Origin of the sequence: Flagellimonas chongwuensis, assembly GCF_013376415.1 — a bacterium.
Lineage (GTDB): Bacteria > Bacteroidota > Bacteroidia > Flavobacteriales > Flavobacteriaceae > Flagellimonas > Flagellimonas chongwuensis.
In genome coordinates, this window is the sequence record NZ_WYET01000004.1 from 1,084,810 (window position 1) to 1,098,817 (window position 14,008).

Annotated in this window: 9 protein-coding genes; 3 read left to right on the top strand and 6 right to left on the bottom strand. The window is 42.1% G+C overall.

What is annotated here, in order from left to right:
* Window positions 1–31: 31 nt before the first annotated feature.
* Together GUA46_RS12005 and GUA46_RS12010 are read left to right on the top strand one after the other, a co-directional pair.
* Window positions 32–1,072: a sensor histidine kinase gene (locus GUA46_RS12005; RefSeq protein WP_176620681.1), complete on the top strand. Its 1,041-nt coding sequence runs from the start codon at window positions 32–34 to the stop codon at window positions 1,070–1,072.
* Window positions 1,069–1,773, top strand: a complete 705-nt coding sequence (locus tag GUA46_RS12010; RefSeq protein WP_176620682.1) for a LytR/AlgR family response regulator transcription factor — start codon at window positions 1,069–1,071, stop codon at window positions 1,771–1,773. The genes GUA46_RS12005 and GUA46_RS12010 overlap by 4 nt, the downstream gene beginning before the upstream one ends.
* 487 nt (window positions 1,774–2,260) lie before the next feature.
* On the opposite strand, the gene GUA46_RS12015 is transcribed toward GUA46_RS12010, so the two are convergent.
* From GUA46_RS12015 to GUA46_RS12035, 5 genes are all read right to left on the bottom strand, one after another.
* Complete coding sequence (locus GUA46_RS12015; protein WP_176620683.1) at window positions 2,261–4,378, bottom strand: glycoside hydrolase family 97 protein; 2,118 nt, start codon at window positions 4,376–4,378, stop codon at window positions 2,261–2,263.
* 60 nt (window positions 4,379–4,438) lie between these two features.
* A complete protein-coding gene (locus GUA46_RS12020) occupies window positions 4,439–5,818 on the bottom strand; it encodes an alpha-amylase family glycosyl hydrolase (protein WP_176620684.1) in 1,380 nt (459 codons plus the stop codon).
* A 134-nt stretch (window positions 5,819–5,952) separates the two neighbouring features.
* Window positions 5,953–7,044, bottom strand: coding sequence for a SusE domain-containing protein (locus tag GUA46_RS12025; protein WP_176620685.1), 1,092 nt, complete (start codon window positions 7,042–7,044; stop codon window positions 5,953–5,955).
* 11 nt (window positions 7,045–7,055) lie between these two features.
* Window positions 7,056–8,552: a RagB/SusD family nutrient uptake outer membrane protein gene (locus GUA46_RS12030; RefSeq protein WP_176620686.1), complete on the bottom strand. Its 1,497-nt coding sequence runs from the start codon at window positions 8,550–8,552 to the stop codon at window positions 7,056–7,058.
* 6 nt (window positions 8,553–8,558) lie between these two features.
* The gene (locus tag GUA46_RS12035; RefSeq protein WP_176620687.1) at window positions 8,559–11,570 is read right to left on the bottom strand and encodes a SusC/RagA family TonB-linked outer membrane protein; all 3,012 of its coding nucleotides are present in this window, start codon (window positions 11,568–11,570) and stop codon (window positions 8,559–8,561) included.
* A 315-nt stretch (window positions 11,571–11,885) separates the two neighbouring features.
* On the opposite strand from GUA46_RS12035, the gene GUA46_RS12040 reads away from it, so the two are divergent.
* A complete protein-coding gene (locus GUA46_RS12040; protein ID WP_176620688.1) occupies window positions 11,886–13,574 on the top strand; it encodes a DUF6377 domain-containing protein in 1,689 nt (562 codons plus the stop codon).
* A gap of 296 nt (window positions 13,575–13,870) precedes the next feature.
* On the opposite strand, the gene GUA46_RS16915 is transcribed toward GUA46_RS12040, so the two are convergent.
* Window positions 13,871–13,993, bottom strand: coding sequence for a hypothetical protein (locus GUA46_RS16915; protein WP_262889435.1), 123 nt, complete (start codon window positions 13,991–13,993; stop codon window positions 13,871–13,873).
* Window positions 13,994–14,008: the final 15 nt, after the last annotated feature.

Below are 14,008 nucleotides of genomic sequence, written 5' to 3' on the forward strand. Positions count from 1 at the left end.
TCCCAATATTTGAGCACCAATACCAAGTTTCATGCGATTTGAGCACACTATACTTAAAAAATATTGGAAAGTGGCCATCCACTTTCTGGTTTGGATCATCTTTTTCTTTTTGCCCTTTCTAGTCGTGCTGCAGATGAAAGGCGAGGCGGGTGTTTCAGAATTGACCAAAAAAATTTTATTTTTCAACGCATCGATGACATTTTTTTGGGCACTGGTCTTTTACTTGAACTCCATCATTCTGATCCCACGCTTTCTTTTCAAAAAAAAATACCTCTACTTTAGCTCTTACAACATACTTTTGCTTGTTAGCGCCATTGCGTTCAACCGTTGGATTTACACCTTTGTTGATGACACACCCCCATATTCATTGATAAGTGCCCTTTTTTTCAACGGGTTCCCCTTCCTCTTTTTCCTGTTGTTGAGCATTGCCTTTAAAACGGTGTCCGATCGCCTCCAAATGGAACGTATAGCAAAGGAAAGGGAACAGGAGACCCTCAAGACGGAGCTCGCTTTTCTACGATCTCAGATCAGCCCTCATTTCCTGCTCAATGTACTCAATAGTATGGCGGCCATGGTGCGCTTAAAAAGCGATATGTTGGAACCGACCATTTTGAGGTTGTCCTCCATATTGCAGTATATTCTCTATGAGACGGACGGGGAAAAAGTGTTGTTGAAGAGCGAGGTCGATTATTTAAAAAGCTATATACTACTACAACAAACCAGATTTGGAGATCGATTGGAACTTCATACGGAAATGGTCTTGAAGGAGGATTGGCATGTCATTGAACCGATGCTCTTGATCCCCTTTGTAGAAAATGCCTTTAAGCACGGTTCGGGCATGATGGATAACCCTGTGATAGAGATTAAATTACAAACAGCGAACAACTGCCTTAGCTTTATGGTCAGGAACAAATATATCGATAACGATTCGGCAAAGGACAATGTCAGCGGTATCGGCCTTGTCAATGTAAAAAGGAGATTGGAACTCCTGTACGGGAACAAGCAAATTTTGAAAGTCGATAAATCGAATGGATGGTACACCGTAACACTGGACCTATACCTGGAACCATGATAAAATGTTTGGCAATAGACGATGAACCCCTGGCCCTGGCCCTATTGCAAGACAATATTGGCAAGATACCCTTTTTGCACTTGGTAGCGTCCTGCTCCAATGCTTTCGATGCTATCGAGGTATTACAAAATGAAAAAATAGACCTTCTATTCATAGATATCCAGATGCCAGGGCTGACCGGGCTTCAATTGATCTCCAGTTTGCACAACAGACCCTTGGTCATCTTTGTTACCGCTTATCAACAATATGCCGTGGAAAGTTACGATCTGGACATTGTCGATTATCTCGTAAAACCGGTAGCCTTGGACCGGTTTATCAGAGCATGCCATCGTGCACAGGAACTCATCCAATTAAAAAAGGTCCAAGAAAACGCACCCTTGACAACAAAAGATCATTTTTTTGTACAAGCGGACTACAGCCAAGTCAAAATCAAGTTTTCCGATATCATATGGATGAAGGGATATGGGGATTATATCAAGTTCCATCTCAAAAATGCGGAACACCCCCTAGTGGTACGTACCAGTTTCAAAGAATTGGAATTTGAACTGCCCCCCCATTTGTTCCTTCGTATACACAAATCCTATATCGTGGCCATAGATGAAATCACCGCAATCCGAAAAAATAGTGTTTTTTTAGGTGACAGGGAACTAGCCATTGGGGAAACATTCCGTGAAAAAGTGGAAAAACTCTTCAACTCATAAAACTTCAAAATTTTCAAGAAAGAGACACGTACAATTAGAGCTGCCAAAAGGTGAAAACCTACGTAAGTGTCCCGAAATAAGCTTATAGAAACCATATCGATGGTTCTTGTCCGTTTTGACAACCTTGGGACAAAGGTGATAAAGCAAATGCTCTAAAACCGTCTCCTGATAAGCGTCCCTTTTTTTACCTCCGTTTACCTTAAAGACATCCAAACTTTCTATCTCAAAATCAATACTTTTCCCATGTGATACGAAGTAATTGCGCTGGGACAGTTTCTCTGAACAGGATACTATAAAACTGTAGATCACTCCATCTTTGGTGATAACCAAAAGATTACTGTAAGGCCCTTCAACCCCCTGCAAAATGTCCAATCTTTCAGACCTCTCCCGGTTATATATAAAAACAAAAAGCGCGGTGAAAACCGCGCTTCTATTGATGCACTACTATCAAATAAAAACAAAACTGGTCTTTATTACCTTCAGAATCTTATGGTTTCTTCGTGATGCTAATTGCTAAACCTCCTCCAGGAGCTATATATTGCTTCAACTTACTTTTTGAGGTTATGGTAATTTCTTTTATAGTATAAGCCTGTGGATTCTCCTTCCAATCAGCATCTTTGGCATCAGCATAAACAGTTGCTATATATTTCTCGCCTTCGGGAAGAAAACCAAAATCAATTTTTGAGGTTCTGGAATTTTCATCGGTCATACTTCCTACAAACCATTGTTCCTTGCCTTTTGTCTTACGGGCTATGGTCACGTAATCTCCCGGCTCTGCTTCCAGATACCAACTATTGTCCCAATCCACGGCTACATCTTTGATGAACCGGAACGCATCTGGAAAACGTTTGTAATTTTCAGGCAGATCGGCCGCCATTTGCAAAGGGCTGTACATGGTCACATAGTACGCCAATTGTTTTACCAAAGTGGTATTTACCCGTTGCTTATTGTTCCCGTAATATGAAAGGTCGGTTTGAAAAATCCCAGGAGTGTAATCCATAGGCCCTCCGATAAGTCTTGTAAAGGCCAAAATGCTGGCATGTTCCGGTGCAAGTCCGCCCATGGCTTCAAATTCTGTCCCCCTTGCAGATTCCTGGGCCAGCCAATTGGGATAGGTACGGTGCAGCCCGGTTGGCCTAACAGCTTCATGACTGTTAATCATGATTCCATAATCGGCGGCACGCTTAGCCACATGGGTAAAATGGTTCACCATCCACTGACCATCGTGATGCTCGCCACGGGGGATGATCTGACCAACATACCCAGTTTTCACCGAATTATACCCATAATCTTTCATAAACTGGAATGCACGATCCAATCGTCTTTCGTAATTGGTCGCCGAAGCCGAGGTCTCATGATGCATCATGATTCTAACCCCTTTATCATGAGCATACTTATTCACGGCTTCCACATCAAAATCGGGATAGGGCGTGGTAAAATCAAAAACATTCTCCTTCCAGTTTCCTATCCAATCTTCCCAGCCAATGTTCCAACCTTCCACCAGTACGGCATCAAAACCATTGGCAGCGGCAAAATCAACATAATCTTTGACATGCTGTGTTGTGGCACCATGGCGACCGTTGGGGGTCAATTTGCCAAAATCTTGATCTAGCTTCACATTGGTCTCTGTACCATAGGCCCAGGTACTTTTTCCTTCTACAAAATACTCCCACCAAACACCGATGTATTTCATAGGTTTTATCCACGAAGTATCTTCGTAATCAGTTGGCTCATTCAGGTTAATGATCATATTGGAGGCCAATATGTCCCGTGCATCATCACTTACAATAATGGTGCGCCATGGGGAATGTGTATTGGTCTGCATATATCCTTTATTGCCTAAGGCGTCCGGCACCAAATGTGAACTCATCACAAGATTGTCCGCATCCACGTTCAATTCCATGGCGGCATAGTTCTGTAAGGCAGCCTCATGGATATTGATGTAAAGACCATCTTCGGTCTTCATCATGGAAGGGGTCTGAACCGCTAATTGCTCTATCGGGGCCTGAGCGCTAATGTATACCGTGGCATCTTTCATTTTTGATGGTATCTCCGATATTTTGGAGGTGGTGTACGGGTATTCATGTGTGTCATAGTCCCCAGGAATCCAGAATATTTTATGGTCCCCTGTCAATGCGAATTCGGTTTCTTCCTCTTCTATAATAAAATAGTTGAGTGTTTTTTGCTTTGGAAACTCGTATCGAAATGCCAGACCATCATTAAATAACCTAAAGCGCAAGCGGATATACCGGTTATCGTGCTCCGGCTGTACCAATCTCAACTCCAGTTCATTGTAATGGTTCCTTACCGTTTTCTGCTTTCCCCAAACAGGGTTCCAATGCTCATCCACCTCTTTGATATGGGATTCCTCAATCTGGAAGCCTTTGAGCATGGACGGAGCATTCTTTAATTGCAAGCCCAAAGTACTCGGCTTTATAACCTCTTTATTGTCGAGATCCAGAGTGTATTGAACCATGCCCTCAGAGGTCAATGTAACTTTCAATTGAAGCGCACCATTGGGCGATTTTAATTCTTGCGCTGACATTAGTCCCATAAAGAGCATCATCCCAAGGATACATAAATAGTTTTTCGGTGTTTTTACCATAATTATTTTATCGTAATTGGATTTAGGTTGTTTTTCAAAGTAGGCCTTCTTCCTGTCCCCCTATTTTTTTAAAATCAGATAAGAATAAGGTGATAGACTCACACTCGTTTCTAGATTCATCGACGAACCATTCAAAGCATTTTCCCATTCACCTTTAAGTTTTGGGGGCATCAAATAGGATACTTCCTCGTTCCTTACATTCGATAGTACTAAAACAGATTCATTGGCAGCTTCCATGGTAAAGGCCACGACATTGTCGCTACTGTACCCTGAATAGGTACCATGTTGTATGGCAGGACTATTTTTTCTGAACTCGATAATCTGTTTATATTCCTCTAAAAGTTCATTGTTGGCCTGTGTCCAATCAATAGGGGTTTTGGTGAAAAATTGTAAACGTTGGTCATAACCAATCTCCTGTCCGTTATAAATCATAGGGACGGATTTCATGCAAGCTGCAACAACAAAAGAGGCCATAGAGCCCTCAACACCTCCAAAAAGGTCAATTGGCGTTCCGTCGCTCAAATTTACATCGTGGTTGCTAGTATAACGTACAACACGTTTATCCTGATCGTACACATTTTGATATTCGGCCGCATGTGTAGATTGAAGTTCAGTAGCTGGCTCTCCGTTGTTAACAGCCTTCAATGTTTCGAAAAAATGGAATCCAAAAATAAAGTCAAAACCAGAATTGAAATGTCTTTGCTCTCCCCCTTCTGCCAACATCAGCATTTCTTGGTCTTTGATCTGATCTATTGTTGAAACCGCTTTGGTCCAAAAACCTTCGGGCACAAAGTCTGCGGCATCGCACCGGAAACCATCTATGTTTGCATTGTAAACCCAATAGGCCATGGCATCGATCATGGCATCCTGAAGGTCTTGATTGCTGTAATCAAGCTGGGCCACATCCAACCAGCCCGTGTCCGGCGGTGATATAATGTTTCCCTCTTCATCGGTTTCGTAATATTCTGGATGCTCGCTTATCCAAGCATTGTCCCATGCCGTATGATTGGCCACCCAGTCAAGAATGACCGCCATGTCAAGGCTGTGGGCTCCATCAACCAAAGCTTTTAAGTCTTCCAAACCCCCATATTCCGGGCTTACCGATTTGTAGTCCCTAACGGCATATGGGGACCCCAAGCCTCCTGCTGAATTCTCGATTCCGTTGGGATAAATGGGCATCAAGTAAATGACATTGGCCCCCAATGCCTTAATATCGGCCAAGCGTTGGGTTACGGCCGCTAGGGTTCCTTCCTCACTGAATGCCCTTAAATTAACCTGATAAATTACGATATCCTGTGGTGCCGGCACATTGCGAAATAGGGTACCATATTGGGTATAGTCAGAATTAATCGGCGGTTGAACGCCATCATCGGATTGATCGCAAGCACCCATGCCCACAGAAACGAACAAGGTTAGAACTAGATAAATTAAATGTCTCATTTTATATGTTTTTTTGAAAGGGATGTGAATGTTTCCACACCCCTTTTGCTACTGTTTTTTTTAGATTCTATTTGAAAATCAAAATAATTGTCAGAGGAACGGCCATTGAAAGACACATTCCCATTATTTTAAAGTTATTGTGCTTCCAGCGTGTAATAGGCCACACTTGCATCTTCGTTGTCTATCATAAAGGTAACGCGATAGGTTCCCGCAGCTTCGACATTATGGGCTCCAGGATCGTCCAGATAGGCAACAAAATCGGTGTTGTTCTGCGAACCATAATTCACTGTCCACTCATCGTTCAATCGAAACTTAAGTGCACCTGCTACCAAATCGCCCGTAAATTCCCATAGGCCTTCTTGGTAATTATAGGTCATATCAGTATCGCTATCCCATCCTCCAGGGGTAGCTGTTCCAATTATTCCGAAGGAATAGGGTTCGGCCATCCAAGTCAGGTTATTCAAATTGATCCTAATTTTATAGGAACCGATGGAAGGAACAAATGCATTGTCTCCATCTTGGACCAAGTTCCCATTACCATCACCTCCATAATTTTCGTCCCAGTTAGGGCCTGTGGTAAACTTAAAGTCCAATGCCGCGGGGTCATCAAAAGTTATGACACCCTCAAAAACTCCGGATTGGCTGGTCTCGGGCAAGGTAGCAGCTGTTGTCGGGTCCCAACCTTGATAGGTCCCGGGAACATAAACTACCGCACTGCTCACCGTTTCGCTGTACGGCGTTACTTTAAACGCCCCTGCTTTGGAAAAAATAGCTCTATCCATATAGGCCTGCACCCGGTAAACCAAGGTTCCTTTGGTGTCCGCTTGAATACCAAAACTTTTGGCCATAGTATTCAAAGTCTTTACATTCAATTGTTTTCCAAGCACATCGCTTCCTGCAATGATATTGGTAGCATTCTGCCATGCTGTTTCCCCCAAGGTGTCAGAGGGCACATCAAATTGCAAAGTGTATTCCACCGGAGCTTCCGCAATAGGGTAAACCACCTTGTTCCAAGAAACATTTATGGCCGGTTCGTCCTGCATTTCCTGTGTCAAAACGATATCCCTTGGGGATACTTGTGGTGTTCCTTCAAAATTTACTTTCTTCAATGTGGTGAGTTCATCGTTTACATACATCGAAGCGTCATCTTCATTTTCACAACTGGTTAAGCCTAGACCAATCAATGCCAAGAATGCGAACCATATATTGTTATAGATAATTTTCATAATGCTAAATTTTAATATCCTGGATTTTGTTGCAGATTAGGGTTGGCATCCATAGCTGATGTCGGTATCGGAAACAGTTTTCGATACTCATCCGATTGTCCCCTGAAATCATTAGGCTCCAAGAATGTTCCAAAGCGTATCATATCCTGTCTTCGATGACCTTCCCAGTTCAGCTCAAAACCTCTTTCTCGATAGATATCCTCCAAAGTAGGATTGTTTGATAACGCATCCAATCCGGCACGTTGTTTTATAGCATCCACCAAAGGTTTGGCCGCAGGGGCATCATTGAGCCTAACAAGGCATTCGGCCTTCATCAACATAAAATCCGCATATCTGAAAATCGGAAAGTCGTTGGATGCTCCCCCTCCATCCAAAGGTGTAGCCGGATAAAACTTGATGTTCCTTACCCCTGCAAAAGGATCGGCCCCTGGATTGTCCAACGAACCCACTTCGGGCACATACGTTACGCCTCCAGGTTGTTCGCCCACCAAGAACTGTGCTTTTCTGATATCGGCATTGTCATAACCATTGTAAAAATCTTCGGGAACAATGGCCCCGTTCCATCCGCTTACGCCGAATAGTTCCATGGCATGTGGGCCACTAAGGCTTCTTATGGTATAGATATTTCTGGATACTATATTAGCGGTCGCAAACATGGCCAGAATAGTTTCATCTTCTGGAAGTTGGTCTCCAAACAGCTCATAATATTGATAACCATTGGGACTGGATTCGTTTGCTGCTCCGGGATGCAGTGAAAATCCTCCCGCTTCCATTGATTCAATGGCATCCAAACATTTTTGCCATTGTGGGGTTCCCGTGTAGACTCCTGCATTCAAATATATTTTTGCCAATAGCGCGTATCCCGCCCATGTATTGAACCTTCCGTAATATTCCCCTCCCTTGGTATCGGATAGATTGGGCACATTGGCCTCTAGTTCCGCGACTACAAAGTCATAGACTTCTTGTCTACTTGCCTGTGGAAGTTCCTCAACTGTAATATTGTTTTCGGTGTAGAAGGGTACATTTCCATAATCGTCCATTAACAGGTAATAGAAAAAGGCACGCAACACCTTGGCTTCTGAAATCTTGGTCTGGGCCGCTTCGGCATTTTCCAATTGTTCAACGGCAAGGTTGGCACTAAAAATGGCCCGATAGAGCCAATTCCATGTGTTGTTGACAATCAGGTCGGATGGCAGCCATTCGTGTTTATACAATCTGGCAAAATCCAATTGCCAATCGCCTGTATTCCTATGAGGTATCACCTGCTCATCCGCCGTCATACAGTTTAAATCGTACCAACCATTGTCGGCACCTGCATAACCAAGGCCTCCCCAATTACCGACTACATTGGCATAAACAGCGGCCAAGGCTACATCCGCCCCTTCAGGAGTGGAATAGAATTCATCGGCTTGATATTTATCGTAAACATTTTCCTCTACATCATCCGTACAAGAAAAAAGGAAAAGTGTAATAATTAATCCTAAAAGTGTAGTATATCTTGGTTTCATTTTTTCTTATTTAAATTTTACTTGTAGTCCCAAAGCTGCGCTCGAAGTTCTTGGATAGATTCCGAAATCTCCCCCGAACCCATTGGCTCCATTAAAATTAAGTTCGGGGTCCACACCCGAGTAATCCGTAAACAACAACAAATTGTTTGCTGTAAGCGATATTCTCAACGATTTGATATAATCAAGCTTATCGGTATTTATAGTATAGCTGGCGGTCACATTCTCCAATCGTACAAAATCACCGTCCTCCAACCATAGGTCCGAACCATATTGTGAGGTGTACAGGCCTAAATCAACAGCGCTTTCCAAGACATTGGAGTTACCCAAACTTTCCATTCGACTTAGGTTCTGCTTGAGACCATTGTATATCTTATTGCCTCCTGATCCTCTCCACAACATGGAAAAATCGAAGTTTTTATACCTGAAGGTTGGATTGATGGCAAAATTATACGTAGGTAGGGCAGAGCCTTCCAATACCCTATCAGGGCTTCGTGTCCCTTGATCAATAACGCCATCGCCATTGATATCCTGAACGGTTTCGGCCCCTACTTCATTAATTCCTGAATGCTGGAGGATGGAATACGTACCTATGGCCTCTCCCTCGATCAGGAACGAATTGGTCCCCCATGGAATATAATTGGTATTCAATTCCACTCCCTCGATGGCGCCACTTAGATTGAGCACCTTATTGTCCAGCAAGGAAAGGTTACCGCCAAGGGTCAGCTGCATGTCATCGTTCCTGATAAAATCATAGCTAAGGGCAACTTCCAAACCGCGGTTTCGTATACTTCCCACATTGGCGGCTATGGTATTGTAAGGGAACGGTGGTTGTGGAACGGTATAATTGAACAACAGGTCGTCTGTAGTTGCGGTAAAGGCATCGATAGACCCCGTTAAGCGGTAATCGATCAAACTGAAATCTAACCCAACATTGGCCTGTTTTTTGCGTTCCCATTTCAGGTCACCATTGGAATTTTGGGAAATTTGGAAGTTGCTTATCTCCGCACCCCCAAAATAGGTTACACCGCTCGGACTAACCAATGATAGGGACTGTTGCGGGAACAGGCCTTGCTGGTTCCCTGTGATTCCATATCCCCCACGCAGCTTTAATTGATCAAAAAAACCGTCCTTCATAAAGCCTTCTTCATCAATCCTCCAGGCCAATGAGACTGCCGGGAAATTCCCCCATTTGTTCTCATCACCAAAAACCGAGGAACCATCCCTACGATAGCTCATGGTAATCAGATATTTATCCAATAAGGTATAATTTATCCTTCCCAAAAAAGAGATCAGACTACGGTCATTTTTATAGGATGAGATGTCACCTGACCGCACATCGGACAGGTCACCGCCCTGTAATGCATTGTATGTGGTCTCATCATTGAAAAAACCGCGAGCTTGAGCAAAATTACCTTGATACATCTGCTGCTGCCACTCGTACAAGGCCAACGCATCTATTTTATGATTACCAAAGGTGTTTTTATAGGATAAACTAACGTTGGTCAGTTTTTCGTCCTCATTGCTATTATTGATATTGGCAAAGCCATTTTGATTTACTGCATTGGCATCTGTTGAGGCTACCGGAAGATAGAACCCTACCGTGTTATTGGTTTTTCTCCAACTCCCGAACCATCCCAAAGTGATTCCTTTGTACACATCCAAGTCGGCATCCAAGCTCACGAACAAATTGTTGTTCTCCCGTTCATCCACCGTTGTTTGTGCCACCGCATATGGGTTTAGATATTCAAAAACGTTCGGATCCGTATAGTATGAGCCATCCGTATCAAAAACTGGATCCGTGGGTCTCTTAAAATAAGAGTTGGTCACCAAGTTGGATGTAAACCCAACGCTTCCGATACTTTGAATACTGTTCGATGTCTCTATGACGCCCGTGTTAATATTCATCGTAAGGTTCAAATGATCGTTCAATGCCTTTTGATTGGCAGAAAGTCTGGCGATGTATTTATCATTTTGTGAATTGATGACAACACCTTCTTGTAAAATAGCACTTACCGATGCCCTATAATTGAAAGTATCGGTACCGGCTCCAAATGAAATGGTGTGGTTTTGTGTAAATCCAGATTTGGTCAAGACATCGTACCAGTCCGTACTAGAACCGTGATTGGCCGAAGCTGGAACACCATATAATTGCGCCTGTTCCCACCATTGTTGGGCATCCAGCACATCCAGTTTATTGGACAGTACGTCAATCGCAACAGTCGATGTGTACTCGAAAGTAGACTGCCCATTCTTGTTGTTCTTGGTGGTCACTATAATGACACCCGGAGCACCTCGGGAACCATATACTGCCGTGGCAGATGCATCCTTTAAAATGTCAATGGATTTGATTTCGTTGGGCGGGATCTGATCTAAAAGGCCCATATTTCCCTGAACTCCATCTACCACAACCAAGGGGTCGTTACCACCGATCAAAGAACCGATTCCACGAATTCTGATACTCGGTGTGGATCCCGGCTCACTCCCTTGTTGGTTAATAATAACACCCGGAGCCTTGCCCGAGATCTGTTGCAGCGGATTGGTAATGGCCCCGCTATTAAAATCTTCATTGGATATGGTAGCCACAGCTCCGGAAACATCCCTCTTGGAGGATGTACCATAACCTATGACCACGACTTCATCCAGATTGGAAACAGATTCTTGCATGATCACATTGATTGTCCGTTGGTTTCCCACTGGAATGGATTGCGTGGTAAAACCAATGCTGGAATAAACCAAAACAGCTTCAGGTGAAGATACCGTAATCGAATAATTACCGTCCATATCCGTTGTAACGCCATTTTGGGTTCCTTCTTCCAAGACATTGATGAAAGCCATTGGAATGCCTTGACCATCTACAACATTTCCACTGATTTGAATTTGTGAATTTTGCCAGGCCCTAAGATCCTTACTTGATGCATGACCTGAAAAACATAACATTAGGGTAAAGAACACCACTAAATACCAGGTTGGTTCCATAACATAGGATCCAACCCATTTTCCTAATAATTTTTTGTCCATTTAGTTTGCTTTAGTTTAAACTGACCTCTCATCGTAAAGCCAGATGAGATTCCATATTATATGCAACTGTCAAAGCTATCGATGGACTTGAATCATTAAAAAAAATCAATCAAAAATCAATATAAATACATCTGCATTATAATTTTAAATTATTAATTATCAATCATTTAAAACAAACATGAAAACAAATAAATCAAGGTTTTATTTTAAAAAATACATACTGTACTATTGAGGAATATTGTATTTTAAACCTTTCTTTTTAGGAAAGTAATAATCAATTGTAACCAATTTTAGTGATTAGAAAATCATAACGAAATGAAATCCAACATTGTTTTATGGTTAGCATGTATATTGTATACAGTTGTAAATGCCCAAAATACAAGCCATGACAGTATTATCTCAGCATTGGACAAGGCTATTGAACTACGTACCAAATATGCAAAACAGAAGCACGCCCAACTTGACAGTCTAAAACAAATTGCGCTCAAAAAAGAGTTAAGCTCCAGTACAAAGGATATTCACAGGGCCTACATCCATTTATACGAAGGATATAGAGCATTTAGGTATGATTCTGCCTATTATTACTTGGAAAAGGCAAAGGGACTTGCTCAAAAAATAAAGGATAGCTCCTTAATAGCGGAAACAAAGATAGACGAGGGCTTTATCCTAATATCGGCGGGCTTATTTACAGAGGCTCTTGACACACTGAACAGTATCAATACAAAACATCTTGACCCTACCAATAAATATGACTTTTATTACAATATGGCACGGGTCTATTTTGATCTGACCGATTACAATGATGATGAAAGGTTTAGAATAAATTATATTCGAAAAGGTATAGCCCTCCTTAATAAAGCACTTGAAAATGCACCGGAGAACAGTGATAATTTTTTAAAGGCCGAAGGACTCAAAGAATTAAAACAACAAAATTGGGATAGGGCAAGGCGTATTTATCTGGAGTTATTGGATCGCGAACTTTCACCAGATATGTATGGTGTAGCCACTTCCAGCCTTAGTTTTGTTTACAGTCAATTGAATAGGCCGCATAAAGCCCTTGATTATCTTGCCATGGCAGCTATTTCGGACATAGAGCACTCCATCCAAGAAAATACCGCTTTGAGAAATCTGGCCATCCAGTTGTATGACAACGGAGAACTGAACAAAGCAAACCAATATGTAAGGATTGCCTTTAAGGATGCGGAGCTTTATAATGCAAGGCATAGAAGAAACCAAATATCGGCCATCCTGCCCATTATAGAGAGTGCCCAATTGTACAAACTTGAGCAAAAAAACAAAAGTCTCAAAAACACCGTGGTTCTACTGACCCTCCTTTCCATTGTCATTCTCGTCTCGCTTGCCATCATTTTTAAGCAGCTCAAAGATAAAAAGGAGGTTAGAAAAGCAATTTCCAAGAACAACGAAAGGCTCCAACAAATGAATTTAAGCCTAATGGAGTCTGATGCTATAAAACAGGACTACATCACGTATTTTTTGAAAGCGACCTCACAATTGATCAATAAAATGGTGGCCCTTCAAAAAAACACTATTTTAAAAGTTAGGACAAAAAAAACAGAAGAGATTCTTGATGTAATGCAACGGTACAGTGCCAAAAAAGAAAGAAATGAACTTTTTCATCAATTTGACGAAGTATTCCTGCAGTTGTTTCCCTCGTTTATTGAAAGTATTAATCGGTTATTTCCTGAAAACGAAAAAGTCTTTGTAAAAAAAGGGGATCTGCTCAGTACTGAGCTACGAATTTATGCCCTATATCGGTTAGGTATCCAGGATAATGCACAAGTCGCCGAGTTTTTGGATGTGTCGATAAATACTGTTTATTCCTATAAGACCCGATTAAAAAGCAAATCAAGGTTTCGAAATGTCTTTGAAAGTAAGGTTATGGACATAAAAAGGCTTGACAGCAAAAACTTGGCAGGGGATAAGAAAGAAGGTGGCACAGATGATATCAATACACATATCGATGGTGAATCCCATATATCTTAGGTGTTGATTCCATGATGCCCCCATATAGAGGTTCGCTTGGAAAAAAGTTTGGTTTTGTTAAGCACTTGGCACAAAATTGAATATCTTGATTTTTCCTATCCTTATAGGGATTATGGGATGACTGACACACAATGCAGTAATGGCTCGGCTCTTTGATGTAACGATGACAGGTTGCCGTACAACCTATTTTGGAGATTTGCATCACCTCTGCCCTATCGGGTATAAAATTAGGGGCGAAAATAAAAGCTGCTCCAAAAATATAACGGGGTCATATAAAGACCTGACATGACTTGGATTCAAGCGACCGTCCTTGGCAAACTGTCCAAAGACCCGTTCAGATGCGAAATGTAATTGATATCCTCCAGCAGTTCCATTTTAAACTCCCTGAGGCCCTTTTTGGTAATAGTAGTCGCTTCCATAGTTTTTGAGTTTTA